Genomic DNA, 24851 nt, shown 5'->3' with positions numbered 1-24851 from the left:
GTTTTCTAGCTGTCTTCGTGAGCTAATCAATGCTTTGGGGTGGAAGATTACGCTGGTATGAACTCTTTATCTGTAAGGCATCAAAGGAAAATTATCAGTTAAACTTATTCCGAATTAAGATTATTCTATGTACTTATGGAGAAGCGCTTTTTATTGTATCGGCACGAAATGTATCGATTAAAAAGGAATAAAGAATGTCAGGAATCAAAAACTTAGATCTGCTATTGCAATCCATGTCACCAAAGTTGGTGGCGGGCGATTATGTGTTTTGTACCGTAAATGGTGTATTGAGTGATTATCTGCATTTAGATCCCCTCGCCACTTTTCGTGAACCTGAAGGGCTCACTTTGGTATTAGCCGCTGAGAAGGCGCAGCAAGCGGGATTAGAAAGTAGTGCTTTGTTCAACCTGATTACCTTAACCGTGCATTCAAGTTTGGAAGCGGTAGGGCTGACGGCGGCTTTTGCGGCTAAGCTTGCCGAGCATGGTATTAGCGCCAATGTGATTGCGGGTTATTATCACGACCATATTTTCGTGCAAAAAGAAAAAGCGCAGCAGGCATTGCAAGCCTTGAGTGAGTTTGCTCAGCCTTAACCATTCATACGAAAGTCATCTCGCAACTCCCTGTAAGGCTATTTCCATGAGTTGTCATTGCTTGCTCCCTCACACGCCCCTTTAGCTCATGGGGGCTTTGCACTATAATTCGCGGGCATTTATCTGGGACAGCACAATGATTTCGAAAACCCAACTCAAATTGATTCGCGCTTTAGGGCAGAAGAAACAGCGCAAAGCGCACGGCTTATTTCTGGTTCAGGGTGAGAAAAACGTCCTAGAACTTGCTAGTAGTACTCTCAAGGTTCAAAATATTTTTGCTACCGCTGAGTTTCTCGCTGAGCACGCCAACGTTTTGGCTGGTTACGAGAGTACTGAAGCCGCGTTGGATGATTTAACCAAAGTCAGTACCTTGGTCAGCAACAACGCTGCGATTGCAGTGGTTGAGATTCCACGCATCGAAGTACCTAAAGCACAAGGGCTGATGATTGGGTTAGATGGCGTTTCCGATCCCGGTAATTTGGGCACGATTATTCGTCTTGCAGATTGGTATGGCATTCAACATATCATCGCCAGCCAAGATTGCGCCGACCCCTACAACCCGAAAACCATCAGCGCTACGATGGGCAGTTTTGGTCGTGTTCAAGTGAGCCAAGTGGATTTACCCGACTATTTAGCCAAAGCGAATTTACCTGTGTATGGTGCATTTTTGGAAGGGGTGAGTGTGCACAAAACCGCATTTAAAGCAGAAGGAATTTTGCTGATGGGCAGTGAATCACACGGTATCCGTGAGCAAGCTGCGCAGTACGTGACAGACAAAATCACCATTCCGGCCTTTGGTGGCGCAGAGTCACTCAATGTTGCGATGGCAACGGGGATCATTCTCGATAATATTCGCCGTCAGCACAGCTAATCGACTTGTCTCCTTCCTACTTGAAGCGGCAATTCCAAGTAGGAAAGGTATATATCTAAAACAAAAAAGCGTCGGATTGTCCGACGCTTTTTTCATCTCAAGGCTTTTTATCTCAAAGCTTTTTATTTCAAGGCTTTTTGTCTCAAGGAATTGCGCGCTCAAGATCGCGGCTGGTTTTTACTTTTCCAACATATCCAGTTTGTTCGGCACGCCATCCCACTTCGAGGCATCTTCCATTGCTGGTTTCACTTCAGTCAGATTTGGCCAATGCTCGGCCAGTTCAGCATTGAGCTCGATAAAAATCCGTTGGTCACCCACCAATTCGTCTTCCTGAAAAATGGCTTGCGCGGTACATTCCGGCACACACAGCCCACAGTCGATGCACTCGATAGGGTTGATCACCATAAAGTTCGGCCCTTCATGGAACGCGTCCGCGGGGCACACCGCCACACAGTCGGTGTATTTACATTGGATACAGTTATCGGTGACGACAAAAGCCATGACAATTCGCTCTATCTAGTTAGCCGTTTCGCACACACAAAGTGTACGCAAAAATCAAGAACGGCGATGATACTGCGCCGCCGCTAAAATTCAACCCAAGCCGTTTCGATGGTTGCCATTTCCAGCCTGATCTGAGCTTTTAATATGACAGAGAAAGCGAATTCTCGTAAAATGCGCGCCATTGTGAGCCGCCACGCCAGTGGTGAGGCTAAGACACCCATGACCCACGAGACATCCCATGATACGTTTAACTGAACTTAAGCTGCCCCTCAACCATGAGGAAGGCGCGCTGCTTGATGCCATTGCTGCCAAGCTGAAAATTCCTGCTCAGCAAGTCCTCTCTTTCAATCTGTTTAGACGTGGCTACGATGCTCGTAAAAAAAACGATATCCAACTGATTTACACCGTTGATGTTGAAGTGGCGAACCCAGAAAAGCTGCTCGCCAAGTTCAGCAAAGATCAGCATGTGCGCCCAACTCCGGATATGTCCTACAAATTTGTCGCCAAAGCACCTGAAAACCTACCTGAGCGCCCAGTGGTGATTGGTTTTGGTCCTTGTGGCCTGTTTGCTGGTTTAGTGCTGGCACAAATGGGCTTTAATCCGATCATTGTTGAGCGCGGTAAAGAAGTGCGTGAACGTACCAAAGATACTTTCGGCTTTTGGCGTAAGCGTACTTTGAATACCGAATCTAACGTGCAGTTTGGTGAAGGCGGTGCAGGTACGTTTTCTGATGGTAAGCTGTACAGCCAAGTGAAAGATCCCAACTTCTACGGCCGCAAAGTGATCACCGAGTTTGTTGAAGCGGGCGCGCCAGAAGAGATTTTGTATGTGAGTAAGCCGCACATCGGTACCTTTAAACTGGTGACCATGATTGAAAAAATGCGCGCGAAAATCATCGAACTGGGCGGCGAAATTCGCTTTAGCACGCGTGTCGATGACATCCATAGTCAAGATGGTCAAATCACTGGCGTGACGCTATCGAACGGTGAAGAGATCAAATCTCGTTATGTCGTGCTCGCGGTGGGTCACAGCGCGCGTGATACCTTTGAGATGCTGCACGATCGCGGCGTGTACATGGAAGCCAAGCCTTTCTCGGTCGGCTTCCGAATTGAGCACAAGCAATCCATGATTGATGAAGCGCGTTTTGGACCAAGTGCGGGCCACCCAATTCTGGGAGCCGCAGACTACAAACTGGTACACCATTGTAAAAATGGCCGCACGGTGTACAGTTTCTGTATGTGTCCGGGTGGCACGGTAGTGGCGGCAACGTCTGAAGAAGGCCGCGTGGTGACCAACGGCATGAGCCAATATTCGCGTGCTGAGCGTAATGCCAACAGCGCCATTGTAGTCGGCATTTCGCCTGAGCAAGATTACCCAGGCGATCCGCTGGCGGGCATTCGTCTGCAACGTGAACTGGAAGCTAATGCTTATAAACTGGGCGGCGAAACTTACGATGCACCAGCGCAGAAAATCGGTGATTTCCTGAAAGGCCGTAACCCAAGTGAACTGGGTGACGTGCAGCCTTCTTTCACACCGGGTATCAAGCTGACGGATCTTTCCAAAGCGCTGCCTGCCTTTGCGGTTGAAGCGATTCGTGAAGCGATTCCGGCGTTTGATCGCCAAATCAAAGGCTTTGCCTCAGAAGATGGTTTGCTAACGGGCGTAGAAACGCGTACCTCTTCACCGGTGTGCATCAAGCGCGGCAAAGATTTCCAAAGCATCAACCTGAAAGGCTTCTACCCAGCCGGTGAAGGTGCCGGTTATGCGGGCGGTATTTTGTCGGCAGGGATTGACGGCATCAAAGTCGCGGAAGCGGTCGCGCGTGATATGGTGGCGCAGTTCGCAGGCGAATAAGACTTGCAATAAAACAAAAGGGCTCAGTTGAGCCCTTTTTTGATCTTGGTAGATTGATGTAAAGCGATTACTTGCTACGCAGAAAATCTTCCATCTTATGACCTGTAATGCTAGACAGGCTTCTAAACAGATAGAACAGCGCGCCCATCATCAAAATGGTCACCGGCAGTGATATCACCGGGAAACTTAGCGCCGTCATCTTACCGATCTCTTCGTTAAAGGCTTCAGTGCCCGCAGGGCTTTTGACAATCCACTTCGCTAGACCATAGTTGAGTACGGCTGAAACAAAAAACGAAAACGCAATCAGATAAGAGCTGACATTCACCCGACGCTCAAATTCCGCCTTCTTCTCTGGCGTGCTTAACGCGCCGTGCAGCTTGTCGTGATCGACAATATCTTCATTGAGCAGCATTTTGCGCACTAGCGGATAACCAATCAAGTTACCCACTACCAAAATCACGAAAATCAGCCCCGGAATCGCGGCTTCTTTAATCGCAATATAAGCAGGGTCGAGTTGCAGCAAGCCAATGCCACCGGTGAGCAACACGCTTACCATGCCCAGCGCTGAGTAAAAGTTAACTTTGCGCTCTTGAATAAAACTGTAAACACCAAACAGCAGTGGGAAGGCTAAAGCCGCCACCAATGCCCACGTTGGGCCTAGGTTATCTTCGCCACTCATTTTGCTCAAAATCACCACAGGGATAACAATGTTGATCAGCACATTACTGAATAAGCTTTGGTTGGATTTCATACGAACAACTTCCTATTAACTGAGCGCTCAGTATACGAATGAAGCGGTTTGACTCAAGCTCATTGATGGCGGCTGGCTGGGTTAATTGTAAGCAGGTGTTGGGGGATTAAGGAGGCAATCCAATATTTTCATCAGGTTGATAACCAAATAGCATTCCCTTTATTTTGTTAATGACTGAACAAAAATAATGTTATTTCAGTGCAAAAAATTGCTTATTTAATACAATGCCGCCTATATCACGGCCGTGAGAGCTGATTTCCCAAGGTGAGGTAAGAACCTAATTTAATCACCTCCCCCACGGGCAGGTAAAAGCTTTCACCCAAATAACGATCAGGCTAGGCATTAAAAATGAATCCAAATCAATCGCTTAATATTCTTGAGTATTGGCACAAAATAGAATTTTTTAATTCAGCAGATCTGGGAAAGATTTCGAAGAAAGGGAATGGGGCGATCCATTACGATTCCCCGCAAGAGTTAAGCGTGCCGGATTGTTTGCCGTGGATAAACCGTAGCCATATTCGTCGAGCCTCGGAGAAATACTTACCGACCGAGTGTTACACCTATAAAGTCTACTTAGGCTTATTTCATCGTTCAGAAATCTTTGAGGCGGGTAAGCAGTATTTTCCGAATGATGCAGAAAACGCATTAGACAACGATGAGCGAAATTCAGATTCGGGGTGGACTTGTTCAGTCATTCTTGAAGTGGATCAAGATGGCAAGATTGATTTAGAGAAAACACAAATCTCAACCGCTCCATGGGCGATTGGCAAAACGCAAAACAAGCAGTTACATGAGTTAAAACTCAGAGACTTCGATAACCAAAGCCAAGAGCTATGCGAGAAGTTGAAAGAGGTTTGTATCGTTGCGAACAACATCAAGCATGAGCGTAAGTACCTCAATGTATTGACTACCTATGAACTGCTGGAATTTACCAAGCTAATTGGAGAATGGGCAAACTTTCAACCCACATCGGATAAACCCATTCCTTTTATGCTGATTGAATTAGTGCGCCAAAAGCACCGACCCAATGAGCCTAAACCAGCACTTCCTGATTACAGTTTGAGTGCGTTACCCGATCTGTCCGATCTTTCACAGCATATTGAAAAATATAGGGAAGAAAACACCACTCAACCTGACGTTACTGAACTTCCTCAAGCGAGTGGCAGTTCTGCTAAGCCGACGATAGCGATCCTAAACAGTTTCTATATTCGAGATATTGAGCGAGTCATTGAACAATTACGCAAAGGTGAAATTGCTGCAGATTCTGCGTTGGCAGCTTACCTTGGCGATGTTCCACAACGGGAAAGCGATCTGTTATCGAAAGAGGGGCAATCGCTGATCCGCAAACATCTATCACTGGATATGACCCCGAAAGGTCGTTGGTTAGGTGAAGATAAATATTCAATGAGCTTGATGCAGCAATTTGCGATCAACACGCTTTACCAAGAGCTTACCGACCAAGGTGTTTACTCGGTAAATGGGCCTCCGGGAACCGGTAAAACCACCATGCTGCGCGACATTATTGCCAATAACTTGGTGTGTCGTGCGCGAGCCATTGCCAATCTCAGCTCGATTGCCGATTCGGTCTCCTCTATCATGAAAACGGAGATTGCAGATAAGAATGTAACCATTCCGGTGTTAAATCCTCTATTGACCGGATACGAGATGGTGGTGGTATCAAGCAATAACACCGCAGTAGAAAATATCACCAAAGAGTTACCTCAATCCAAGGCATTGGGTGAGCGTTACCAAAGTGTCGAGTTCTTTAAAACCGCCGCCCAAAAATTAGCAACAAAGCATGTTTATCCCAAGAATAATCAAGGCAAGGTAAAGCTTAAGAGCTTGAAACCAAAAGAAGATTGTTGGGGCGTAATGGCGGCAGCGATTGGTAATCAGACGAATCGCAAAGTCGTTAATGACAGCCTGTTCTTTTTGAAACCGGAAAATCTTGATGTAGAGATCGGTGCGGAAGGTTACCAAACCCTTTTTGAGTCCATAAAAGCACAAGCCAATAAATCTGTGGACGTTCATAAAGCCTTTAGCAGTGCTCAGCAAGAATTTATCCAAGCAGAACAAGAGCTAAAACAGTGTTTGACTGAATTGAAAGAATTACAGTTCATTGAGTCGAAGAAACGTTGCCTGCAGGATTATGAGCAAAAGCTGGCACGCTTAGAGTATCGCTGCCTTCAGTTGGATACATTTGTTAGCCGTTTGAAGAATAAACAGTTGCCTTACTTACTGTTTTTCTTACCAGAGTTTTGGTTCGCAAGGTTACGCGTAACCAAAATGCACGCGCGTTATGTGCATTTCTGTAAAGAAAAAAGCTTGATGACACGCAAAGTCGCTAACTTCAAATCGGAATTAGAAAGGCAGATTGAGCAGTGTCGAGATTTTCAATCCAAATACCACGATGTCACGTTTGATGATGGCGTAGCCGACTTAGAAAATGCGGACATGCAGCGCAGCGCCTTTGGTCACGGAGTGGAGCTAAACCAGAAGCGAGCCGATCTCACAACGAAAGCGATAGAGCTTCATCAAGTATGGATTGCCAGCATGTATGATCAGTTTAGCTTGTCGAGTTCGGATGGTGGTGTGCTGTACCATCTCAATCGAGTATTAGCCAATAAAATTGCTGATCCTAAATTAAGCAAGGTGATGTGGCAGTGGCTGTTTATGTTTATTCCTGTAGTCTCATCCACCTTTGCTTCGGTGGCGCGTCAGTTCTCTAAATTGGACAAAGAAGATATTGGCTGGTTATTTGTGGATGAAGCTGGACAAGCCTCACCGCAACAAGCCGTTGGCGCATTTTATCGCGCTAAGCGAGTGGTTGTGGTTGGCGATCCACTGCAAATTGAACCCGTCTTCACCATTCCACCTGAATTTGTGGAAGGGTTTGCCAAAGAGATGCTGGGCGAAGAAGAGTGGCGCACATGGTCACCGACCAAAACCTCAGTGCAAAGGCTGGCCGACCGAGTCAACCGTTACGGCACGCAGATGATCGCCAAAGGTGAGTGGTTGGGAAGCCCGCTGCGTGTACATCGCCGTTGTGATGAACCCATGTTCAGCATCGCCAATAAAGTGGCTTATAACGAAAAAATGTTCCACGGTAATGAATCGCCGGAAGGCGTCGCGCACCACGTCTGGGGGCAAAGTGCGTGGCTTGATGTTTCCGGTGAAACGGATGGCAAGCATTATGTCCCTAACCAAGGCCGCTGTGTGGCGAAGATGTTGTTTGCCCATTACCAAGCTACTCAAACCTTACCGGATGTGTACATCATCTCCCCATTTAGAAAAGTCGCCGATGGTGTACGCAAAGCTCTACCGGATTATTTAACGCAGCTAGGGATCTCAGAGGAAGAGGTGAAAAAGTGGAGCAAGGGCCGCATTGGTACCGTGCACACTTTCCAAGGCAAAGAAGAAAAAGCCGTGATCTTTGTGCTGGGGGTTTCCGAATCGACCAAAGGCTCCGCTTACTGGGCTGCGAGCAAAGCCAACATCCTGAATGTGGCGGTCACTCGGGCGAAAAAACAGGTTTATATCGTCGGTTCTAAGAAGATTTGGGCAGGGTTGGATCACTTCTGCCAAGCCAATGCACTCCTAGAAACACCGGAGCTTTACCAGAGCACTGTGGTTGATACGCCAGAGGAAGCACTCGCTTAATCGGCTGGCTGCGGTGGTTCATTTTGAGGCGTTATCGCCTAAAATCGCAGCCAAATCATTTTCACCGCATCAGCTTCCTATATAATCGTGCCTCCTGAGTGGCAAACAACAGCACAGCTCACCAAAAGTAGTATAGAAATTAGAATTATGGCCAAAGCACCAACCAATAAGAAAGGTTTTGAAGAAACCCTGTGGGATACCGCAACCCAACTGCGTGGCAGTGTCGAGTCGTCCGAATACAAGCACGTGGTACTTAGCCTTGTGTTCCTCAAATTCATCAGCGACAAATTTGAAGCCAAACGTCAACAGTTGATTGAAGGCGGGATGGAAGCATTTGTTGAAATGCCGGAATTTTACCAGCAAGACAACGTGTTTTTCCTTGAAGACAATGCACGTTGGTTCTTTGTGAAAGCGCGCGCCAAGCAAGATGATATAGCCCTCATCATCGACAGCGCCTTAAAAGCGATTGAAAGCAAAAACAAAGCGCTTGAAGGCGCACTGCCGGATAACTACTTCTCGCGCATGGGGCTGGAGACTAAAAAGCTCGCCTCCCTGATTGATGCGATTGAAAACATTGATACGCTTGCCAACGAATGCGACATGACTGAAGAAGACTTAGTCGGCCGTGTTTATGAATACTTTCTTGGGCGTTTTGCGGCAACCGAAGGCAAAGGTGGCGGCGAGTTCTACACGCCAAAGTCTGTCGTTACTCTGCTGGCTGAAATGCTCGAACCTTACCAAGGCAAAATTTACGACCCATGCTGCGGCTCAGGCGGTATGTTCGTGCAAAGTTTAAAGTTTGTGGAAAGCCATCAGGGCAAGAGTAAAGACATCGCCATTTACGGGCAGGAGCTGACCACCACCACCTTCAAACTGGCGAAAATGAACCTTGCGATCCGTGGTCTCACGGGCAACCTTGGCGAGCGCCCAGCGGACACCTTTTTTGCCGATCAGCACCCTGATCTCAAAGCTGATTTCATCATGGCCAACCCGCCGTTTAACCTCAAAGATTGGCGTAATGATGCCGAGCTGACCGACGATCCGCGCTTTAACGGCTTTCGCACCCCGCCAACAGGCAACGCCAACTACGCGTGGATTTTGCACATGCTGTCGAAACTCTCTGAAGACGGCACCGCAGGCTTTGTACTGGCCAATGGCTCAATGAGTTCCAACACCAGTGGCGAAGGCGAAATCCGCCAAAAGTTGATTGAGGATGACCGCATCGAGTGCATGATTGCCCTGCCGGGGCAGTTGTTCTACACCACGCAAATTCCGGTTTGCCTGTGGTTTATGACCAAAAACAAGAAGGCCAACCCCAAATATGGCTACCGTGATCGCAGCGGTGAAACCCTGTTTATCGACGCCCGTGAAATGGGCACCATGGTCAGCCGTGTACACAAAGAGCTGACCCGTGACGATATAGCCAAGATTGCCGACACGTTTCATGCTTGGCGCTGTGACGAAACTGAACTGGCCCGCCGCATCAACGCCAACGAAATCAGCGTTGAGCATTACGAAGACGTTGCAGGCTACTGCAAGGTGGCGACCATTAGCGATATCAAAGCCAATGACTTTGTGCTGACACCGGGGCGCTATGTGGGCGCAGCGGATTTGGAAGATGACGGCATTGCGTTTGAAACCAAAATGCTTGAGCTGACCCAGACTCTGTATCGCCAAATGGACGAGGCCGAAGCCCTCGACAAAGCGATCCGCGCCAATATGGAGGCGTTGGGTTATGGGGAGTGATTGGCCGATCGTTAAACTGGGAGATTACTGCAAGAAAATTGGTAGTGGTGCCACACCTAAAGGTGGAAGCAGCGTTTATCTGGATCTTGGTGATGTCTGCTTAATTCGCAGCCAAAACATTTATAACGAAGGCTTCAGTGAAAGTGGTCTGGTATATATCGACGATATTGCAGCAACGAAGCTCAAAAATGTTGAAGTAGAGAAGAACGATGTATTACTCAACATTACAGGAGACTCTGTTGCGCGTGTTTGCTTGGCACCAAGTGATTTTTTGCCTGCTCGAGTTAACCAGCACGTAGCAATAATCCGACCTAATGCAGCAGAATTTGACGCGAGATTTTTGCGTTACCTGCTAGCCAGCCCTAAAACACAAAAACTACTGCTCAATCTTGCTAGTGCGGGCGCTACAAGAAATGCGCTTACAAAGGGCATGATTGAGGATTTCGAGGTTTCCAAACCACCAGTAAGTGTTCAAACTGGCATTGCAAACCTACTCGAGAGTCTCGACAACAAAATCACCCTAAACCGCCAAATCAACCAGACGCTGGAGCAAATGGCGCAGGCGCTGTTTAAGTCATGGTTCGTCGATTTCGACCCTGTGATGGATAACGCGCTGGATGCAGGCAACCCAATCCCCGACGAACTGCAACACCGCGCCGAGGCGCGCCAAGCGGTGCGTGAAAGTGAAGGCTTCAATCCACTGCCGGACGATGTGCGCCAACTGTTCCCTGATGCGTTTGAAGAAAGTGAGCTGGGCTGGGTGCCGAAGGGGTGGGAGGTAACAATGCTTGGTGATATGTGCGTCGAACTACGCCGCGGAATATCACCAAAGTACATTGAGGAAGGTGGCATTAAAGTTATCAACCAGAAATGTATACGAAACCATGAAGTGAACTACGACCTTGCCCGCAGAAACAACCCAGAACTGAGGAAGGTTGATGGCCGCGAAGTTCAACTAGGCGATGTGTTAGTAAACTCAACAGGCGTAGGAACCCTAGGCCGAATGGCCCAAGTGACATATATACCTGAGCCAACAGTAGTTGATTCACACGTCACACTAGTTCGCGTGAACAGCGACATCTGCCTATGTATACCTTTGGGCAATTGTTGCTTTCAATTGAAAATAGAGTGGAGCGTCTAGGCGAAGGCAGTACTGGACAAACGGAACTGAGCAGAAAAATTCTTTCAGAACAACAAGTAGTATTGCCACCTTTAACTATCGCAAACCATATTGAAGCGACCTTTAAATCATTCGCTGATAAAAAGGTCGCAAGTCGCAACGAAGTGGATTCTCTAACCAAACTCCGCGACACCTTGCTCCCCAAACTGATCTCTGGCGAACTGCGCCTTGATGAAGTCGAGTTGGCAGTCGAACAGGAAGCCGTCAGCGCAGAACAACAAAACGAAAGGTGATTATCACCTTCCGTTTTTAACGCCAGCAGCGAGTTGTAACCCAACAGAACAACCAGAAAGATAGGACGCCATGAGCCATACATTCACAGAAGCAAAACTGGAACAGGCCATCATCAGCTTACTGGGTGAGCACCACACCACCTCCGGCCAGCAGGTGTACCCGCATTATGTTGGCAGCGATGTACCGCGCGCGAATGAGGCGGAAGTGTTGATCCTCGATGACCTGCGCCATTACCTTGCTGAGCAGTACAAGGCAGACGGCATCACGAGCGGCGAGATTGAAACCATTCTCCGCCAAGTGCAAACCCTGCCCGCGAGTGATCTGTACCAGAGCAACAAAACCTTCTGTCATTGGCTGGGTAATGGCTTCTACTTCAAGCGTGCGGATCACACGCAAAAAGATCTTCATATTCAACTATTGGATATTGAGGCGCTGCCCCAAAAACTGGCGGCAATGTTTGTTGATGGCATTCATACTATCGAGGCTGACAATAACCGCTACCGTTTAGTCAATCAGCTAGAAATCGAAGGGATAGATCAGCAAAAGCGCAAACCGGATGCGATTTTGTACGTCAACGGTTTGCCGCTGGTGGTGTTTGAGTTTAAATCCGCGGTACGTGAAGAAGCCGCCACCACCTATAATGCGTGGGATCAGTTACACAACCGCTACCGCCGCGATATTCCCAAGCTGTTTGTTTACAACGCGCTGTGCATCATCAGTGATGGCGTGAACAATAAAATGGGCAACGTGTTTTCCGCCTACGAATTTTTCTACGCATGGCGCAAAATCACCGGCCATGAATCAACTGAGAAAGAGGGCATCAACGCTCTCTATACTATGCTCCAAGGGCTATTTCACCCAACCCGCCTGTTGGATGTGATCAAAAACTTCATCTTCTTCCCTGATACCAGCAAAAAAGAGGAGAAGCTGTGCTGCCGTTACCCGCAGTATTACGCCGCCCGTAAGCTTTACTACAACATCAAAAAAGAACGCAAAGAGTTAGATGCTAGCGGCAACAACATGGGTGGCAGCGGTAAAGGCGGTACTTATTTTGGCGCAACGGGCTGTGGCAAAAGCTACACCATGCAGTTTCTGGCGCGCCTGTTGATGAAGTCGGTCGATTTTGAAAGCCCAACCATTGTGCTGATCACCGATCGTAATGACTTGGATGATCAGCTTTCCAAGCAGTTTTGTAAGGCCACCGCCTACATTGGCGATGACGTCATTCAACCTGTCTCCAGCCGTCAGGATCTGCGTGATAAATTGGCAGGGCGCGCCAGTGGCGGTGTGTTCCTCACCACCATTCACAAGTTTACCGAAGACATCAAACTGCTGACGGACCGCTGCAACGTGGTCTGTATTTCCGATGAAGCGCACCGCAGCCAGATTAACCTCGACCTGAAAATCACCATCGATCAGGAAAAAGGCACCATCAAGAAAACCTATGGTTTTGCTAAGTACCTGCATGATTCTCTGCCCAATGCCACCTATGTGGGTTTTACCGGAACGCCGATTGACGCCACGTTGGATGTGTTCGGCCCTGAGATTGATACCTATACCATGACTGAAGCAGTCAATGACGGCATTACGGTACGCATTGTGTATGAAGGCCGTGCGGCCAAGGTGATTCTCGATAACAGTAAATTGGAAGAGATCGAAAAATACTACGAGGAATGCGAACGGCTTGGGGCCAACGAACACCAGATTGATGAGAGTAAGAAAGCCTCGGCCAATATGAACGCGATTTTGGGTGACCCTGACCGCATTGCCGAGCTGGCCAAAGATTTTGTGACTCACTATGAAAAGCGTGTTGCGGAAGGCTCCACGATTAAAGGCAAAGCGATGTTTGTCTGTGCCAGCCGTGAAATTGCCTATGAGTTCTACAAAAACGTGAAAGTGCTGCGCTCTGAGTGGTTCGAGGAAAAGCAGGCAATTGATGGCGTCGAGCTAACCGAGAAAGACAAAGAAGAGTTAATGCCGCTGCCGATGGTCAATATGGTGATGACTCGCGGCCAAGATGACAAAGCCGAGATGTACGCCTTGCTCAAGACCAAGGACTACCGCAAGGAGCTGGATAAGCAGTTTAAGAACGCGAAATCGAATTTTAAAATCGCCATCGTGGTCGATATGTGGCTAACCGGCTTTGATGTGCCGGAGCTGGATACGATCTACATCGACAAGCCGCTACAAAAGCACAACCTGATCCAGACCATCTCACGGGTTAACCGCAAATTTGAAGAGAAAGACAAAGGGCTGGTGGTCGATTACATCGGCATTAAATCACGCATGAATCAGGCGCTGGCGATGTACTCCAAAGCGGATAAATCCAATTTTGAGGATATCCGTCAGTCATTGATTGAGGTGCGTAATCATCTTCACTTGCTGGCGCAGATGTTTCACACGTTCGACAGTCGTGATTACTTCAGTGGCGAACCGGTTAAGCAGTTGGAGTGCTTAAACCAAGCTGCCGAGTTTGCGCTGCAAACCAAGAAGATTGAGCTGCGTTTTATGGGCTTAGTGAAGCGCCTAAAAGCGGCGTACGACATTTGCGTAGGCAGTGAGGACATTACACAGGATGAACGCGAACGCATTCATTTCTACATTGCGGTGCGTTCAATCGTGTTCAAGCTGACCAAAGGTAACGCCCCCGATACAGCGCAGATGAATAAGCGTGTGCGTGAAATGATTGCTGAGGCATTGCGTGCCGAAGGAGTAGAGGAAATCTTCACTCTGGGCGATGACCAAGCAGAAACCATCGACATTTTTGATGATGAGTACATGGAGCGCATCAACAAAATCAAACTGCCGAACACCAAGATGCAGCTGTTGCAAAAGATGCTCGAAAAGGCCATCAGCGATTTTAAGAAGGTGAACCAGTTGCAGGGGATCGATTTTTCAAAACGTTTCAAGGCGCTGGTGGACCAGTACAACGAGCGCAAAGAAAACGATGTGCTCAATGGTGAAGAGTTCGACAACTTTAGTCAGATGATGACCGACATGATCTACGACATCAAAACTGAAATGGCTTCGTTTGAAGAGTTCGGTATCGATATGGAAGAGAAGGCGTTCCTCGATATCTTGGTGCACATGTGCGAGAAGTATCATTTTACTTACGACGATCACCGAATGCTTGAGTTAGCCAAGGAGATGAAGGTCGTGGTAGATGACACCGCACAATATCCAGATTGGAGTAATCGTGATGACATCAAAGCCAAATTGAAAGTCGATCTGATTCTTTTGCTACACCGTTTTGGTTTCCCACCAGTAGCAAATGATGAGGTATACAAGAACGTGCTAGAGCAGGCGGAGAATTTTAAGAAGCATTCCATCGCGCAGCGCTAGCCAACAAGCACCAGAGCGATAAAAACGACAGCAATAAATGTCACGTTGTCGACGATTGTTCTCTAGATAACAAAAAAGACACCCGAGGGTGTCTTTTTTAATGATTTGGTGGAGCTGGGGGGAGTTGAACCCCCGTCCGAAAACCATTCATCTTTGGTACTACATGCTTAGTCGATCTTTAATTTCACCACCGCCTGCGAACCGACACGCTAACGAATGGCTAACCTGAATTAAATCTTACGCTTCATCCCTCAGGTGGGGGAATCCACGCCAGCTTGATTTGGTTTGACCTTCCTGATTTCCCCGTCTTACAAGCGGAAGCTAGGGAGGAAGGGCTCTAAGCAGGGTATTAAGCTGCTAGTGCGTAGTTTTCGTCGTTTGCGACTATTTTTTTGCGGTTTGTTAACGAGGCCTACCGCACCTCGGCATGCACCTCAGACTGCAAAATTCCCGTCGAATCCTGAATCAGCCCCAGAGGTAACGGGTGCATAGTACCAGAATACGTGCTTCTGTCTAGCTCCCATTTTTCAAGTGGTTACTATTAACGCAATGCGCTCTTCATCACTCGATCTTTTTGGCGTTGCCACTCTTTTTCTTTAAGATCTTCACGTTTGTCGTGTAGTTTCTTACCTTTCGCTACGCCAATTTTGATTTTGACCCACGACCGAGACCAGTAGAGTGACAATGCGGTTAGCGTCATCCCTTCACGGTTGATGCGGCCAAACAGGTTGTCCAGCTCGCGGCGTGAAAGTAGCAGCTTACGGATACGGGTAGGGTTGGCTACCACGTGGGTGGAGGCTTGCTGCAACGGAATGATGGTCATACCGGAAATGAAGGCTTCGCCATCTTTGATGTAGACGTAGCTTTCTGCAATGTTGGCTTTACCTTGGCGAAGTGATTTGACTTCCCAGCCTTGTAGCTCCATGCCAGCTTCAAATTCATCTTCGATGAAGTATTCGTGGCGAGCTTTTTTGTTCAGCGCGATAGTGTTGCTACCCGCTTTGGTATTGGATTTTTTTTTCGTCATAGTGGGCGCATTATACGGTTTGGTCAGCGGTTAGGAAACGCTTTTGTTTGCCGTAGCATACGGTTATCTGCGCTGTGACTCAAGCGCTGTATCGTGTTGTGCGTGACTGACGGCTTGAGGTGCAGGGGGGATGAAAGTACAATCCGTTTTCCCAAGCTGTTTGAGTCGTGGTAAGGAGTGAAAATGAAACAAGTGAGTCGTTCTGCCTTGGTCTCGTTTAGTGCAGAGCAGATGTTTCATTTGGTCAATGATGTGGCGCGCTATCCTGAGTTTTTGCCCGGTTGTTCGGGTTCTCGTGTGCTAGAACAAAGTGATTCTCATATGGTGGCATCAGTAGATGTATCTAAAGCGGGGATCAGCAAAACCTTTACCACCTCTAACCAGTTGATACCTGGATCTTCTATTGGTATGAGTCTCGTAGATGGGCCGTTCAAAACTCTGCGGGGTGGATGGTTTTTTACGCCATTAGACGAGGCTGCTTGTAAAGTTGAATTGCGTCTAGAGTTTGAGTTTTCCAGCAAGATGATTGAGTTAGCGTTTGGAAAAATCTTTAACGAATTGACCAGTAATATGGTGAATGCCTTTACCCGCCGTGCAAAACAGGTGTATGGAGTGTAATGATGAACAGTGAAATGATTCAGGTTGAGGTAGTGTATGCACTGCCGCATGAGCAGCGTGTGCTCAAGTTGGTCGTCGAGCAATCCGCAACAGTTGAGGAGATCATTCGGACTTCTGGCATTTTGCAGATGTACCCGGAGATTGATCAGGCAGTCAATAAAGTGGGTATTTTTAGTCGCAATGTGAAGTTGGACGCAAAGGTACGTGATAAAGACCGGATTGAGATTTATCGTCCGCTATTGGCTGACCCGAAAGAGATTCGCCGTAAGCGTGCGGAACAAGCCAAAGCAGCGGCTGCTCAAGCTAATGTGGCCGATGAAGAATAAGGTCAAGGAACTTTAAGTGTTTTAACCCTACTAAAGGCTACCATTGTGTTGGTGGCTTTTTTATTACTATCAAAACAGCCTGCTTTGAAAAATACGCACCAAAAAGAAAAGGCTGATTAAAGCCTTTTCTTTTTTAACTCAGCAAAGTGCGCTTAGTTGACGCCTTCGAAGAAAGAGTCTCCCGCAGGGAAATCTCCCGCGACATTAACAAGTTTGCCACCGTCATTAAATTTCACGATCAGGTTTTTCTGTACGGGATCGTTATGGCCTTGGGTGTGGTGATAAATGTAATACCAAGTATCTGGATATCCATTTTCAACCAGCATAGGTGAGCCGAGAACAAAACGAACTTGTTCTTTACTCATGCCAAACTTGAGCTGATCAACCGATTGTTGATCGACATAGTTACCCTGATTGATATCGATTCGATACACCAAACGCTCTAATAAAGAGCAGCCGGATAAGGCGGTGACGGCAAGGGGAAGGGCGATGAACCACTTAGTAAACTGCATTGTTAAAACTCTCTGTCCCTCAGGGCTAAAAACTTGGCTGATAATAAACAAGCTCAGAGCAGATGTAAAAACCTCGATCGTGCTCTGAGCCTATTGAGACTGTGAATTTTGAATTTGGTTGCAAAGCTGAACAAAAAATGCAGCGATGCAATATGAAATTAGGCTGCGATCAGTAGCTCTTTTGCATTGGCTAGTGTTGATTCGGTAATTTGGCTGCCTCCAAGCAAGCGTGCGAGTTCAGCAATTCGCTGTTCTTGATCCAATTTGAGCATTTGAGTTTCAGTTTTGCCTGCTTTGGTTTGTTTGGCGACAAACAGTTGATGGTGTCCACAACCAGCAACTTGCGGTAAGTGGGTAACACACAGTACTTGAGTTGATTCACCTAATTTGCGTAATAGTTTACCGACAACCGCAGCGGTTGGACCTGAAATACCCACGTCGACTTCATCAAAAATCAGGCTTGGAGTATCGACTTTCTGCGCAGTGATCACTTGGATTGCCAACGACATACGTGATAGTTCACCACCAGATGCGACTTTGGCGATCGGTTGCAGTGGTTGTCCGGGGTTAGTAGATACTAAGAAAGTCACAGCATCAAAACCTAAAGGTGAAGAGTGCGCGTTATCTTGCATTACCTCAATTTTGAATTGGGCTTTTTCCATGCTGAGTTCATGCATACTTTGGCTTATCAGCTTATCTAGCTCTTTCGCGTAGCGAGTGCGTGATTTATGCAGCTTGTCCGCAGCAGTCACGAAAGTTTGGTAGAGCACTTCCACTTCACTCGCCAGTGCTGACATTTTTTCATCAGAACAATCCAACTGAGCGATCTGCTGTAGCAGCGCTTGATGATGCTGATACAGCTCTTCTGGAAGTACATGGTGCTTACGGGCCAGAGACATGACTCTGGAATAGCGTTCTTCAACATATGACATACGTTCTGGATCGACATCAATAGAATCCAGATAGTTGCGCAGTTCATGGTAAGTTTCTTCAAGCTGAATCAGTGCCTCTGCCACCATAGAAGGGAGCGTTGTCAGCTTGTTATCCATTTCAGCCAGATCGATCAGCGTATGACTAACGCTTTGTAATAGACCTAATGCGTTTACTTCTTCGCCTTCGTTGAGCAACTCAATAGCGCGTTGGCAATTAAGTGCTAGATCGCCGCTATTGGCTAAGCGTTTGTGTTCCTGTTCGAGCTCGACAAATTCTTCTTCACCGAGAGCTAATTCATTGAGTTCTTTAATTTGGTATTCCAAAAGCTGCAACTGAGCTTGGTTTTGTTGGCTATTGTCACGCAGTTGTTTGAGCAGATTGCTTGCTTGACGCCAATTTTGGTAGGCGTGACGCGTGGCTTTGAGCAAGTCTGTATGACCTGCATATTGATCAAGCATGCTGAGCTGATATTCCGGCTTCATCAGCTGTTGGTGCGCGTGCTGTCCATGAACATTGATTAGGAGTTGTCCCAATGTTTTGAGCTGAGAGAGCGGAACAGGGCTGCCATTGATAAAAGCTTTTGAACGCCCATCTTTGGTGATGATACGGCGCAGGATGCACTCTTTACCTTCGAGTAGCTCATTATCTTCTAACCAGCGGCTAGCAAGCAGATTGTTATCTAGATGAAATGCCGCGCTGACTTCAGTTTTATCTTCACCCTGACGAACCATACTGGCTTCAGCTCGTCCGCCTAGGCATAAACCCAAAGCATCGATCGCGATGGATTTACCTGCACCAGTCTCACCAGTGATGGTGGTCATCCCTTTTGATAATTCCAGTTGCAGAGATTTTACGATAGCGAAGTTATTGATACTCAAATGAGCCAGCATGTTTGCACCTGTATGATTAACCAATACTGTATGTTTAAACAGTTTATACTGTTTCTTTATACAGTAAAGTCACACAGGTAAATTTTTTAGCGGCCTTTCCTCTCAATGAGTGAAATCTGTGAGCGAAATCAAAACAGTTTGCTGGACCATCCAAGTTTTGTTCGTAGCACGTGATAATAGCTGTAATCCTCAGGATGAATCAGTTTAAGCACGTTAGGGCTTTGATATATATGAATTTCATCACCAGGAGATACCGGGAGTGAAACTTGCCCATCACAACTGACTTCTTGAGTGCCGCGATTATCTGGGGATACAACAAGCTTAATGCGGCGATTTCCATCGACCACCAGTGGCCGGCATGAGAGTGTATGTGGAAACATAGGAACTAAGGTGATCGCATTCAAGCTTGGCGAAAGGATAGGGCCGCCACCGGAAAGTGAATAAGCTGTAGAACCTGTTGGGGTGGAAACAATTAAGCCATCGGAGCGCTGAGAGAAAGCGAAGTTATCATCAATATAAACTTCAAATTCAATCATATGAGCGATTTTTCCGGGGTGAAGCACAGCTTCGTTCAAGGCTGCATTATGGCTTTTGATTTGTCCGTGGCGATGAATTTCTGCTTCAAGTAGAAAACGGGTTTCTTGTAAATAGTTGCCGTTGAGAACTTCTTGTAAGCGGAGTTGAAAATCTTCTGGGTTTAAATCGGTCAAAAAGCCTAAGTTACCGCGGTTTACCCCAATCACTGAGATGTCAAAACGCGATAATACACGTGCCGCACCAAGCATATTGCCATCACCACCGACAACGATGGCTAAATCGGCTTTTTTGCCTAGTTCAATCAAACTCGCAAAATGCTCTTCGGGTAAATCGGTCAAAATTTCCCGTAAACGGTCATCAATAAACACCGAATAACCCAGTGAAGTCAGCCAATGATAAATTTCTTTATGCGTTTGAATTGCTTGTTGATCTCGCGGTTTGCCGATGATGGCAAGAACGTTGAATGGCTTTTTCATAGGGTTTCCAACCGATTTAGGCTTGAATCAGAATTCATCGTCCCCATAATAAGGGCAAGTTGTGCTTTTATGCGAATTTTTGTGTTGGGAAATCGACGATTAGACGATTTCTCCTGACCAGTATGAAGTGAATTTTGGAGATATCATGAGCAACGAAGAGATCAAAAACAAAGACGAGCAGCTGCAACAAGAAGCGGTTGAAACAGAAGCTGAAGTTGTAGGTACAGATGCAGATATCGACTGGAACCAAGCTGCGGATGAGCTTGATGAGAAAGAAGCAAAAATTGCTCAGCTGGAAGCAGCACTTCTCGTCAGCGAAGAGCGTGTAAAAGAGCAGCAAGACAATGTGCTGCGTGCGCGTGCTGAAGTAGAAAACATGCGTCGCCGTAGCGAGCAAGAAGTGGATAAAGCGCGTAAATTCGCACTGAGTCGCTTTGCTGAAGAGCTGCTGCCAGTGATTGATAACCTTGAGCGTGCGATTCAAGCCGCGGATAGCGAAGTTGAAGCAATCAAGCCTCTATTGGAAGGTGTCGAACTGACGCACAAAACTTTCGTTGATACGATTGCGAAGTTTGGCTTGAAAGAGATTAACCCACACGGTGAAGCGTTCAACCCAGAATTCCACCAAGCCATGTCGATTCAAGAAAGCGCCGAGCATGAGCCAAATACAGTGATGTTTGTTATGCAAAAAGGCTATGAATTGAATGGCCGAGTGGTGCGTCCTGCGATGGTAATGGTTTCTAAATAACCATCTCTTAGCCATTATCAAATCTGAAAATGAAGAGCGAAGTCAATTGGCTTCGCTTTTTTATGCCCAAAACACAATAAATCTGAAATTTTTTCACTTTTACCCTTGAAATGGTTTTTGAAGACCTTATTTAAGGGGCATACGAGAAGCAAACAAGCCCGTTTTGGTTTGTGAGTAGGGGTTGAAACCCGATTCTCCATCCCCACATTAGGGGTATACAAATCGAACATAGAATTTTTTTGGAGATAGCCTGATGGGTAAAATCATTGGTATTGACTTAGGTACTACAAACTCATGTGTTGCTGTGTTGGACGGCGACAAGCCTCGCGTAATCGAAAACGCAGAGGGTGAGCGTACTACTCCTTCTGTAATTGCATATACAGACGGTGAAACTCTGGTGGGTCAACCTGCAAAACGTCAAGCAGTCACTAACCCACAAAATACGCTATTTGCAATTAAGCGTTTGATCGGTCGTCGTTTTGAAGACGAAGAAGTTCAGCGCGATATCAAAATTATGCCTTACAAGATTGTTAAGGCTGACAATGGTGATGCTTGGGTTGAAGCGAAAGGCCAAAAAATGGCGGCTCCTCAAGTTTCTGCTGAAGTTCTGAAGAAAATGAAGAAAACCGCGGAAGATTTCCTCGGTGAACCAGTAACTGCAGCGGTTATCACTGTTCCTGCTTACTTTAACGATGCTCAGCGTCAAGCAACCAAAGATGCTGGGCGTATCGCAGGTCTAGAAGTTAAACGTATCATCAACGAACCAACAGCAGCAGCTCTGGCTTATGGCTAGATAAGCAAGGCGGCGATCGCACCATCGCGGTATACGACCTTGGTGGTGGTACATTCGATATCTCTATCATTGAGATCGATGAAGTTGAAGGCGAGAAAACCTTCGAAGTTCTGTCTACCAACGGTGACACTCACCTAGGTGGTGAAGACTTTGACAACCGTATGATCAACTACCTGGTTGACGAGTTCAAAAAAGACCAAGGTATCGACCTGCGTAATGACCCGCTGGCAATGCAACGTCTGAAAGAAGCGGCTGAGAAAGCGAAAATCGAACTTTCTTCTGCACAGCAAACTGACGTAAATCTGCCATACATCACGGCGGATGCGACTGGTCCTAAGCACATGAACGTTAAAGTGACTCGTGCGAAACTAGAAGCGCTGGTTGAAGATCTGGTTCAACGTTCTCTGGAGCCACTGAAAGTTGCTCTGGCGGATGCAGACCTTTCTGTGAACGACATTACTGACGTAATCCTTGTGGGTGGTCAAACTCGTATGCCAATGGTTCAGAAGAAAGTTGCTGAATTCTTTGGTAAAGAGCCACGTAAAGATGTGAACCCTGATGAAGCGGTAGCGGTAGGTGCTGCGGTTCAAGGTGGTGTTCTTGCGGGTGAAGTAAAAGACGTTCTGCTGCTAGACGTAACGCCTCTGTCTCTGGGTATCGAAACCATGGGCGGTGTGATGACCAAGCTCATCGAGAAAAACACCACTATCCCAACCAAAGCGAACCAAGTGTTCTCTACGGCGGAAGATAACCAAAGCGCAGTAACTATCCATGTACTGCAAGGTGAGCGTAAGCAAGCGATGTACAATAAATCTCTGGGTCAATTTAACCTGGAGGGTATCAACGCTGCACCACGTGGTATGCCACAAATCGAAGTTATCTTCGATTTGGATGCGGACGGTATTCTGCACGTTTCAGCAAAAGACAAACAGACTGGTAAAGAGCAGAAGATCACGATCCAAGCTTCAGGCGGTCTGAGCGATGCTGAAATCGAAAAAATGGTTCAAGAAGCAGAAGCGAACAAAGAAGCGGACAAAAAGTTCGAAGAGTTAGCAACTGCACGTAACCAAGCTGACCAGATGATCCACGCGACTCGCAAACAAATCACTGAAGCGGGCGAAGCTTTGCCAGCGGATGAGAAAGAGAAAATCGAAGCTGCGATCAACGACTTGGAAACAGCGAAGAAAGGCGAAGACAAAGCAGAAATCGATGCCAAAGTGCAAGCTCTGATGGCTGCGGCACAGAAGCTGATGGAAATCGCACAACAACAAGCTCAAGCACAAGGTGCAAACGCTGGTCAATCTTCTGCAAAAGAAGATGACGTAGTTGACGCTGAGTTTGAAGAAGTTAACGACGATAAGAAGTAATTAGTCATACCGCACGAAATAATGCGTGCGGTTTGCTGAGTTCTTATTGAACTTTGAAGCAGCGGGCGTTTGAGGAAACTCTTACGCCCGTCTGTTTGAAGCGTGTCGCTACAGATAAAGGCAATTGGATCCCCCTTATCTATATCGATACCCACCGAGCGGCTTAGCCGTTGGCAGTAACAAATTGGTGACTGAGAACATGTCAAAACGTGATTTTTACGAAGTATTAGGCGTAGGCCGTGACGCCTCCGAGCGTGATATTAAAAAGGCATACAAACGCCTTGCGATGAAATACCACCCGGATCGCAACTCGGGTGATGCTGGTGCAGCGGAAAAGTTTAAAGAAGTCAAAGAAGCGTATGAAATTCTGACCGATGCGCAGAAGAAAGCGGCTTATGACCAATATGGGCATGCGGCGTTTGAACAAGGCGCTGGTGGTTTTGGTGGCGGCGGCTTCGGCGGTGGCGGTGCTGACTTTGGCGATATTTTTGGTGACGTGTTTGGTGACATCTTTGGTGGTGGTCGCCGTGGCGGTGGTCCAAGAGCACAACGTGGCTCAGACCTACGTTACAACATGGAACTGAGCCTTGAAGAAGCGGTTCGTGGATGTTCGAAAGAAATTGAAGTCCCAACTTTGGTTCACTGCGATGCTTGTGATGGTTCTGGTGCGAAAAAAGGCACTTCAGCACAAACTTGTGGAACCTGTCATGGTCATGGACAAGTCCAGATGCGTCAGGGCTTCTTTGCGGTGCAGCAAACCTGTCCAACTTGTCATGGTAAAGGCAAGATCATCAAAGACCCTTGCAACGTCTGTCATGGTCAAGGTCGCAAGCAAAAGACCAAGACACTCAATGTGAAAATCCCAGCCGGCGTGGATACTGGTGATCGCATTCGTCTTGCTGGCGAAGGTGAAGCCGGAGAAATGGGCGCACCAGCAGGTGATTTGTACGTACAAGTTCATGTCAAAGAGCACCACATTTTTGAGCGTGATGGCAATAACTTGTATTGTGAAGTGCCTGTTAGCTTCGCGATGGCGGCTCTGGGCGGCGAAGTGGAAGTTCCAACACTGGATGGTCGCGTGAGCTTGAAAGTGCCCGCTGAAACCCAAACTGGCCGCATGTTCCGCATGCGTGGTAAGGGTGTGAAAAGCGTTCGCTCTGCAGCGCTGGGCGATCTGATTGTTAAACTTGTTGTAGAAACACCAGTGAATTTGAGTGCTCGCCAGAAAGAGCTGCTGAAAGAGTTTGAAGAGTCTTGCGGTGGCGAAGCGGCGACTAAACATAAACCGAAAGCTGAAGGCTTCTTTAATGGTGTGAAGAAGTTTTTTGATGACCTAACCAGTTAATCAAAATTCAATCAGTAACAATAAGAAAAGACCAGCTTGCTGGTCTTTTCTTATTTCAGTAAATAACTTAATGATGATTTTATACACGGATTTTTTATTTCCAACATGCGCTGGGTGATGTTGTACCTTTCTCATTTAACGTGAGGGATGTGTAGGTATTACCGCCGCATTTATCACTATTCTGTCCTTTGGTGGATTGCGGGGTTGCTGTAATCGCATAGCTAGTGGCTGTTGTCTCGACGACAATCTTGTAGCGATCGCTGTCTACGCTGCAAAACGTATTACATACCTTCTGCGCATCGACGATGCCTGTAGCTGTATAACCATTGTTATATTTTTCTTCTAAGTAGAGCTGAATTTTGGCCATATCCGCCATCGCCTGCTTACGATGACCCTCTTTGACATAGTTGGTATAAGCAGGATAAGCGATGCCCGCTAATACACCCACAATCACAACCGCGATCATTAATTCGATCAATGTCATACCTTGTTGCCAAGTACAGCTTGGCTTGCAGAAAATTTTTCGAATCATTTCCATTACTTCTC

General features: G+C 47.1%; 19 protein-coding genes, 1 other RNA gene and 1 pseudogene. 13 read left to right on the top strand and 8 right to left on the bottom strand.

Going from position 1 to position 24851, the window contains the following annotated elements:
- Window positions 1-194: 194 nt before the first annotated feature.
- Both D908_RS01345 and D908_RS01350 read left to right on the top strand, forming a co-directional pair.
- Window positions 195-593, top strand: a complete 399-nt coding sequence (locus D908_RS01345) for an ACT domain-containing protein (protein ID WP_005527485.1) — start codon at window positions 195-197, stop codon at window positions 591-593.
- Between the two features lie 136 nt (window positions 594-729).
- A complete protein-coding gene (locus D908_RS01350; RefSeq protein WP_005527483.1) occupies window positions 730-1464 on the top strand; it encodes an RNA methyltransferase in 735 nt (244 codons plus the stop codon).
- A gap of 177 nt (window positions 1465-1641) precedes the next feature.
- Here D908_RS01350 and fdxA read toward each other — a convergent pair whose 3' ends face one another.
- Complete coding sequence (gene fdxA / locus D908_RS01355) at window positions 1642-1965, bottom strand: ferredoxin FdxA (protein ID WP_005527482.1); 324 nt, start codon at window positions 1963-1965, stop codon at window positions 1642-1644.
- A 238-nt stretch (window positions 1966-2203) separates the two neighbouring features.
- On the opposite strand from fdxA, the gene D908_RS01360 reads away from it, so the two are divergent.
- Window positions 2204-3820 carry an NAD(P)/FAD-dependent oxidoreductase gene (locus D908_RS01360; RefSeq protein WP_005527480.1) on the top strand — a complete coding sequence of 539 codons (1617 nt, stop codon included), beginning with the start codon at window positions 2204-2206 and terminating at the stop codon, window positions 3818-3820.
- A gap of 67 nt (window positions 3821-3887) precedes the next feature.
- Here D908_RS01360 and D908_RS01365 read toward each other — a convergent pair whose 3' ends face one another.
- Complete coding sequence (locus D908_RS01365) at window positions 3888-4571, bottom strand: VC0807 family protein (RefSeq protein ID WP_005527478.1); 684 nt, start codon at window positions 4569-4571, stop codon at window positions 3888-3890.
- 348 nt (window positions 4572-4919) lie between these two features.
- On the opposite strand from D908_RS01365, the gene D908_RS01370 reads away from it, so the two are divergent.
- The 5 genes from D908_RS01370 (at window position 4920) to D908_RS01385 (ending at window position 14733) form a co-directional block, all read left to right on the top strand.
- Complete coding sequence (locus tag D908_RS01370; protein WP_005527476.1) at window positions 4920-8231, top strand: DEAD/DEAH box helicase; 3312 nt, start codon at window positions 4920-4922, stop codon at window positions 8229-8231.
- A 147-nt stretch (window positions 8232-8378) separates the two neighbouring features.
- Window positions 8379-9977: a type I restriction-modification system subunit M gene (locus D908_RS01375; RefSeq protein ID WP_005527474.1), complete on the top strand. Its 1599-nt coding sequence runs from the start codon at window positions 8379-8381 to the stop codon at window positions 9975-9977.
- Window positions 9967-11118 carry a restriction endonuclease subunit S gene (locus tag D908_RS0120030; RefSeq protein ID WP_005527472.1) on the top strand — a complete coding sequence of 384 codons (1152 nt, stop codon included), beginning with the start codon at window positions 9967-9969 and terminating at the stop codon, window positions 11116-11118. Before D908_RS01375 ends, D908_RS0120030 begins: the two co-directional genes overlap by 11 nt.
- On the top strand, window positions 11106-11390 hold the full coding sequence (locus D908_RS01380) for a restriction endonuclease subunit S (protein ID WP_005527470.1): 285 nt from the start codon (window positions 11106-11108) through the stop codon (window positions 11388-11390). Before D908_RS0120030 ends, D908_RS01380 begins: the two co-directional genes overlap by 13 nt.
- 70 nt (window positions 11391-11460) lie before the next feature.
- The gene (locus D908_RS01385; RefSeq protein WP_005527468.1) at window positions 11461-14733 is read left to right on the top strand and encodes a type I restriction endonuclease subunit R; all 3273 of its coding nucleotides are present in this window, start codon (window positions 11461-11463) and stop codon (window positions 14731-14733) included.
- 106 nt (window positions 14734-14839) lie between these two features.
- On the opposite strand, the gene ssrA is transcribed toward D908_RS01385, so the two are convergent.
- Together ssrA and smpB are read right to left on the bottom strand one after the other, a co-directional pair.
- Window positions 14840-15206: a transfer-messenger RNA gene (ssrA, locus tag D908_RS21135) on the bottom strand.
- Window positions 15207-15274: 68 nt separating this feature from the next.
- On the bottom strand, window positions 15275-15760 hold the full coding sequence (gene smpB / locus D908_RS01390; RefSeq protein ID WP_005527465.1) for an SsrA-binding protein SmpB: 486 nt from the start codon (window positions 15758-15760) through the stop codon (window positions 15275-15277).
- Between the two features lie 183 nt (window positions 15761-15943).
- Here smpB and D908_RS01395 point away from each other — a divergent pair, with 183 nt between their 5' ends.
- Together D908_RS01395 and D908_RS01400 are read left to right on the top strand one after the other, a co-directional pair.
- Entirely contained in the window at window positions 15944-16378 is a 435-nt protein-coding gene (locus D908_RS01395) for an SRPBCC family protein (protein WP_000815878.1), read from the top strand.
- A gap of 2 nt (window positions 16379-16380) precedes the next feature.
- Window positions 16381-16704: an RnfH family protein gene (locus D908_RS01400; protein WP_032467771.1), complete on the top strand. Its 324-nt coding sequence runs from the start codon at window positions 16381-16383 to the stop codon at window positions 16702-16704.
- Window positions 16705-16856: 152 nt separating this feature from the next.
- On the opposite strand, the gene bamE is transcribed toward D908_RS01400, so the two are convergent.
- The 3 genes from bamE to nadK form a co-directional block, all read right to left on the bottom strand.
- Window positions 16857-17216, bottom strand: a complete 360-nt coding sequence (gene bamE, locus D908_RS01405; RefSeq protein WP_001160912.1) for an outer membrane protein assembly factor BamE — start codon at window positions 17214-17216, stop codon at window positions 16857-16859.
- A gap of 158 nt (window positions 17217-17374) precedes the next feature.
- A complete protein-coding gene (gene recN / locus D908_RS01410; RefSeq protein ID WP_005527460.1) occupies window positions 17375-19039 on the bottom strand; it encodes a DNA repair protein RecN in 1665 nt (554 codons plus the stop codon).
- A 128-nt stretch (window positions 19040-19167) separates the two neighbouring features.
- Complete coding sequence (nadK, locus tag D908_RS01415; protein WP_000742833.1) at window positions 19168-20052, bottom strand: NAD(+) kinase; 885 nt, start codon at window positions 20050-20052, stop codon at window positions 19168-19170.
- A 145-nt stretch (window positions 20053-20197) separates the two neighbouring features.
- On the opposite strand from nadK, the gene grpE reads away from it, so the two are divergent.
- From grpE to dnaJ, 3 genes and pseudogenes are all read left to right on the top strand, one after another.
- Window positions 20198-20800 (top strand): nucleotide exchange factor GrpE, encoded by a 603-nt coding sequence (gene grpE / locus D908_RS01420; RefSeq protein ID WP_000064041.1) that lies wholly within the window; start codon window positions 20198-20200, stop codon window positions 20798-20800.
- Window positions 20801-21053: 253 nt separating this feature from the next.
- Window positions 21054-22960, top strand: a pseudogene (gene dnaK, locus D908_RS0120025) (molecular chaperone DnaK).
- A 199-nt stretch (window positions 22961-23159) separates the two neighbouring features.
- The gene (gene dnaJ / locus D908_RS01425; protein WP_005527458.1) at window positions 23160-24305 is read left to right on the top strand and encodes a molecular chaperone DnaJ; all 1146 of its coding nucleotides are present in this window, start codon (window positions 23160-23162) and stop codon (window positions 24303-24305) included.
- Window positions 24306-24399: 94 nt separating this feature from the next.
- On the opposite strand, the gene D908_RS01430 is transcribed toward dnaJ, so the two are convergent.
- Window positions 24400-24843: a type IV pilin protein gene (locus D908_RS01430; protein WP_000425222.1), complete on the bottom strand. Its 444-nt coding sequence runs from the start codon at window positions 24841-24843 to the stop codon at window positions 24400-24402.
- Window positions 24844-24851 lie beyond the last annotated feature (8 nt).

Origin of the sequence: Vibrio mimicus CAIM 602 (assembly GCF_000338875.1) — a bacterium.
Classification (GTDB): Bacteria; Pseudomonadota; Gammaproteobacteria; order Enterobacterales; family Vibrionaceae; genus Vibrio; species Vibrio mimicus.
Note: the sequence above shows the minus strand (reverse complement) of the source record. Positions and strands in the feature narration are given on the sequence as shown.